Annotated in this window: 5 protein-coding genes; all 5 read left to right on the top strand. The window is 59.9% G+C overall.

Annotation, left to right across the window (positions count from 1 at the left end; translation table 11 throughout):
* Nucleotides 1-2,308 (top strand): heavy metal translocating P-type ATPase (locus A2I95_RS25465; RefSeq protein WP_367152561.1); only part of this gene is annotated, 2,308 nt, incomplete at its 5' end.
* A 64-nt stretch (nucleotides 2,309-2,372) separates the two neighbouring features.
* The gene (locus A2I95_RS42625; protein WP_084294188.1) at nucleotides 2,373-2,606 is read left to right on the top strand and encodes a glutaredoxin domain-containing protein; all 234 of its coding nucleotides are present in this window, start codon (nucleotides 2,373-2,375) and stop codon (nucleotides 2,604-2,606) included.
* 34 nt (nucleotides 2,607-2,640) lie between these two features.
* Nucleotides 2,641-3,657 carry a 2Fe-2S iron-sulfur cluster-binding protein gene (locus tag A2I95_RS25460; protein WP_291734413.1) on the top strand — a complete coding sequence of 339 codons (1,017 nt, stop codon included), beginning with the start codon at nucleotides 2,641-2,643 and terminating at the stop codon, nucleotides 3,655-3,657.
* 45 nt (nucleotides 3,658-3,702) lie between these two features.
* Nucleotides 3,703-4,167, top strand: a complete 465-nt coding sequence (gene cueR / locus A2I95_RS25455; RefSeq protein WP_291734411.1) for a Cu(I)-responsive transcriptional regulator — start codon at nucleotides 3,703-3,705, stop codon at nucleotides 4,165-4,167.
* A 203-nt stretch (nucleotides 4,168-4,370) separates the two neighbouring features.
* Nucleotides 4,371-5,351, top strand: a 981-nt coding sequence (locus A2I95_RS25450; RefSeq protein ID WP_291734409.1) for an amidase, incomplete at its 3' end; no start/stop codon positions are given.

Below are 5,351 nucleotides of genomic sequence, written 5' to 3'. Positions count from 1 at the left end.
ATACTCTGTCCCTGGAAAGACCATCGAACTTGCCGTTGAAGGAATGACCTGCGCGTCTTGCGTGGGGCGCGTCGAGCGGGCGCTTCAGTCTGTTCACGGCGTTACCAGCGCAACCGTGAACCTTGCAAGCGAGCAGGCCACGGTGGAGGGAACGGCCGAAGTGTCTGCCCTGCTCGCTGCCTTGGCTAAGACCGGCTACACTGCGCGCGATGTCGCGCGCGACATCGCCGAGGATGACGCCAAGACGGCCCGCAAGGACGCTGAACAGGCGCTACTGAAGCGTGATCTCGGCCTCGCCGCCGCTTTCGCGCTGCCGGTCTTCGTACTCGAGATGGGCAGCCACATCATTCCCGGCATGCACTCCCTGATCGGCTCCACTATTGGCCACGAAGCAAGCTGGCTCCTGCAGTTCGCGCTGACAAGTTTCGTTCTCGCGGTGCCGGGCCTGCGCTTCTACACAAAGGGCATGCCCGCGCTTCTTCGCGGTGCACCCGACATGAATAGTCTCGTCGCTGTCGGCACGCTCGCCGCCTATCTCTTCTCGGTCGTGGCGACCTTCGTGCCGGGCGTCCTGCCTGAGGGCACAGTCAATGTCTACTACGAGGCCGCGGCCGTGATTGTCACCCTCATATTGTTGGGCCGTTACCTCGAAGCGCGGGCTAAGGGTCGCACTTCTGAGGCGATCAAGCGGCTGGTCGGACTTCAGGCCAAGACCGCGCGTGTACGCCGTGACGGCTCGATCGTGGAGATCCCGGTGGCCGAAGTCACCCCAGGCGACATCGTCGAAGCTCGTCCTGGTGACCGTTTGCCGGTCGATGGCGAGGTCGTCGAGGGTGAGAGCTATGTCGATGAGTCCATGATTACCGGCGAACCGGTGCCGGTCGCCAAGACCGCCGGGTCCGAGGTCGTGGGCGGCACCGTGAACCAGCACGGGGCGCTTGCCTTCCGCGCGACGGCGGTCGGCGGCGACACGATGCTGTCGCAGATCATCCGTATGGTCGAAGCGGCTCAGGGCGCCAAGTTGCCTATCCAAGCCTTGGTCGATCGCGTGACCATGTGGTTCGTCCCGGCGGTCATGACGCTGGCGGCGCTGACTTTCGGAGTTTGGCTGATCTGGGGACCCGATCCGGCCCTTACCTTTGGTCTGGTCAACGCGGTTGCCGTGCTGATCATTGCCTGCCCCTGCGCGATGGGTCTGGCCACGCCGACCTCAATCATGGTCGGTACCGGACGAGGCGCCGAGATGGGGGTGCTATTCCGCAAAGGCGAAGCGCTGCAACTCCTGAAAGAAACCCGCGTCGTCGCGCTCGACAAGACCGGCACTCTGACCGAAGGAAAGCCCGCCCTAACCGATTTCGTCCTTGCAGACGGCTTCGACAGGGTGGAGGTTTTGGCGCACATGGCAGCAGTTGAGGCGCGCTCTGAGCACCCGATTGCCCGAGCCATCGTCGAGGCGGCAGAGGCCGAGAGACTAGAGCGTCTGCCAGTTGAAAACTTCGCCTCAGTGACGGGTTACGGCGTGGAAGCGACAGTCGGCGGTAGCCGCATCCATATCGGTGCCGACCGTTTCATGCGCAAGCTTGGCCTCGACACTGCTTTTTTCTATCGGCTGGCCGAGCGCTTAGGAGACGAGGGCAAGACACCGCTCTACACCGCCATCGACGGCAAGCTTGCAGCTATTATTGCCGTGGCCGACCCGATTAAGGCATCGACGCCTGAAGCCATCGGGGCTCTGCACGATCTTGGCCTCAAGGTCGCGATGATCACCGGCGACAACGCGCGTACAGCGAAGGCTATCGCCCGGCGGCTCGGAATCGACGAGGTGGTGTCCGAGGTGTTGCCCGACGGAAAGGTCCATGCCGTCAAACGCCTCAAGGCGATGGGCCGTTTGGCCTATGTCGGTGACGGCATAAACGACGCACCAGCCCTGGCTGAAGCGGATGTGGGATTAGCCATCGGAACCGGCACGGATGTGGCTATAGAAGCGGCTGACGTTGTACTGATGTCCGGTAGCCTCAAAGGTATCCCCAATGCTATCGCGCTGAGTCATTCGACCATCAGAAACATCCGTCAGAACCTATTCTGGGCCTTCGCTTACAATACGGCTCTGATCCCCGTCGCAGCCGGGGTGCTCTACCCGGTCTTTGGGGTTCTGCTGTCACCAGTCTTCGCGGCGGGTGCCATGGCGCTCTCTAGCGTCTTCGTCCTTGGAAACGCGCTGCGGCTCAAGCGTTTCATCGCCCCAATGATGGGCGAAACCTCGCCCAGCCATCCGCCCTCCGCGTCAGTGGCGGCTCCGGCAGAATGATTGCACGTGCCCCGGGTCTTCCCTGCCCGGGGCACTCCGACCATCCAAGAGAAGGATTTTATCCATGCAATCTAGGACCAAGAACACGGCCGGCGTCGCCAAATACACCACCCCGACTTGTCCCGATTGCCGCCAGTTCAAGGCATGGCTCGACCGAGAAAGCATAGCGTTTGAAGAGCACAATCTTAGCGACACGGAGGTCATAGGGGAGGCGAAGGCACGTTGCGGTGTGCGCGTTCCGGCCATCACTTCGATCGACACTGGTGTGCCCGCGATACCTACGCAGACCAGAGGTTAAGGATCGAATACGCTTTGAAAATGGAGAAACTGAAATGACGTTGCAGTTCGCAAAGTCCACGACCGTCCACGAGGCCAATCTGCAACCGCGGGGCCAGCGCTTCCGGGTAGCTGAAAAGGAAACGATCCTTAAAGCGGCACTCGAACAGAACGTTCCATTTCCCCATGGCTGCAAGATCGGCCGTTGCGGATTGTGCAAGTCGCGATTAACCGAAGGTGACGTCCTACATAGCGACCATTCGGATTCAGCCCTTTCACAGGACGAGAAGGCTGGTGGCTTGGTTTTGCCGTGCGTAGCGACTCCGACCAGAGATGTCGCGCTGGCGCCCGTTCTGCTGGAAAGTTCGATGCCTGGCCACGCGCTGCGCAATTTCGGCACCCAAGTCACCGCCGTGCAGGACCTGACCCATGACATCATGCTTGTCCGTCTTCGCCCCGAAGGCGATCCGCTCCAATTCGCTCCAGGTCAGTACGCGACACTTACGCTACCGGATGGAACGTCACGCGATTACTCGATGGCGAACCGTTCCGGCGCGGCGGAGCTTGAATTTCATCTCTGCCGGGTCCCCGGTGGGCGGTTTTCCGAACATGCTCATGCCAAGCTCGAACTCGGCGACGCATTGCGTGTCAAGGGACCCTTAGGAGCTGCATACCTGCGTACGGACCATACCGGTCCGATCCTTGCCGTGGCCGGTGGCTCCGGCCTCGCCCCGGTCAAATCGATCGTCGAGAGCGCCATTTGGCTGGGCATGCGCCAACCCATCCACGTCTACTTCGGAGTACGGGAAGCGCGTGACCTTTACTTGACGGAACACTTCAAGGCGCTTGGCAAACGTCACCCCGGAATGACCTTCACCCCGGTGCTGTCGAAAGGGACGAAAGGCGGAAACCATCGAACCGGCATGGTGCACGACATTCTAGCACACGATTTCGGTGACTTGGCAGGCTGGAAGGTTTATGCTGCAGGCCCGCCGTCAATGATCGAGGCCGTCACCGAGCTCGTGCTCGCCACGAACCTTGCCTCGGATGATATCCACGCCGACATCTTTTGACCCCGGGAACGGAAGTCCGCATCAGACAATCGAGTAGGGGCAGACATGAACATTGGAGAAGCAGCCAATAAGTCCGGCGTGTCGGCGAAGATGATCCGGTATTACGAGCAAACCGGTCTAATTCCGCCGGCACAGCGCACAGCATCGGGATACCGCGAGTACTACGAGAAGGATGTGCACATGCTGCGCTTCATCCGCCGCGCAAGAGATCTCGGGTTCTCAGTCGAGGAAATCGGGGAGTTGCTTGGGCTTTGGACGAGCAAGTCGCGTAAAAGCGCCGATGTTCGGCAACTTGCTCAAGCGCATTACTATACCCTTCAGCGGAAAATCCAGGAACTCCAAGCCATGTCCAGCACCTTGGAGACCTTGATCGAGGCCTGTACTGGTGATCACCTCCCGGACTGCCCAATCATTGCGGACTTAGAAGGGAATGATCTGGAGTGCGCTCTTCACCGTAAACAATCTCGGTCCGGTGCTATCGCGCAAACCCAGTTTTCCGCAAAAAGATAGCAGTACCCTTCCTCTCCGAGGCGCAGGCCGTCCTAAACGGCCTGCGCTAAGGCTCTTGGCTTCTTGAAGGTGCCTGCCCTATCGCCAGACGCGCAGTGCAACGCAACAGGGTGTTACCCTGCGCCACACTGGTATTTCTCCCAATATCATCTGCTCTGAACGGGCCGTAGGCTCGGGCGAAGCTTTCAAACTGGGAGGATTATATGAACCTGGAGGAATACGCGGCCCACGATGCCGTCGGACTTGCAGAACTCGTCTCGAAAGGGGAGATCACCGCAGATGAACTCGTCGCACTGGCGAAAGAGGGTATCGAAAAAACGAACCCCGCACTGAATTTCCTCGTCCGGGAAATCGAAGTGCCGGTCAAGGGCGATGCCTCCGGGGCGATGGGTGGTGTGCCCTTCATGGTCAAAGATATACTTATCCAAGCTGCCGGAGTTCCACAAACCATGGGGTCGCGCGCATTGGCCGGCGACATATTCTCCGCACCGCACAGTTCCGAGCTTTTCAAACGGTTTCAGAAGGCTGGGCTAACCACGATTGGCCGAACTGCAGCGCCGGAATTCGCCTTCAATGGCACCACGGAACCTGTTGCGAACGGACCCACGTGCAACCCATGGAACACCTCAATCAGCGCAGGCGGATCAAGCGGTGGATCTGCCGCCGCTGTGGCTGCCGGTGTCATCCCGCTCGCGCATGGCAATGACGGCGGGGGATCGCTTCGCATTCCGGCCGCAGCTTGCGGCTTGGTCGGCCTGAAACCCAGCCGAGGGCGCACGCCGCTGGGACCGGATTACCAATTGCCCCTGATGGGTATGGTCAGCGAATTCGCAATGAGCCGCACAACCAGGGATTCGGCCGTTCTTCTCGATCTCGTCAATGGTCCGGAGGCCAATTCCTTCGTTCCGCTGGCTAAACCCGAAATTTTGTACAGCGAAAGCATCAAGCGCCCAATGACAGGGTTGCGGATCGCCATCGCACCACAGGGCTTCAAAGGGGAGAAACCTACGCAGAAAGCGCTTTCGGACGAGGTACGCCGAGTCGGCAATTTGTTGTCTTCGATGGGGCACAACGTCACCGACATTATCCATATCCCCTTCGATCCCGAACAGTTCCACACCGCGAACTACCGTTTCTGGATGTCGTTCCTGGCGCGTGGTGTCTATGGCCTTGCCCAAGCCTTA

The organism is Leisingera sp. F5 (assembly GCF_001593695.1).
Note: the sequence above shows the minus strand (reverse complement) of the source record. Positions and strands in the feature narration are given on the sequence as shown.

Coding starts and splice junctions, on each gene's coding strand:
- A2I95_RS42625 (WP_084294188.1), top strand. CDS start 2,373: ATGCAATCTAGGACCAAGAACACGGCCGGCGTCGCCAAATACACCACC.
- cueR (WP_291734411.1), top strand. CDS start 3,703: ATGAACATTGGAGAAGCAGCCAATAAGTCCGGCGTGTCGGCGAAGATG.
- A2I95_RS25460 (WP_291734413.1), top strand. CDS start 2,641: ATGACGTTGCAGTTCGCAAAGTCCACGACCGTCCACGAGGCCAATCTG.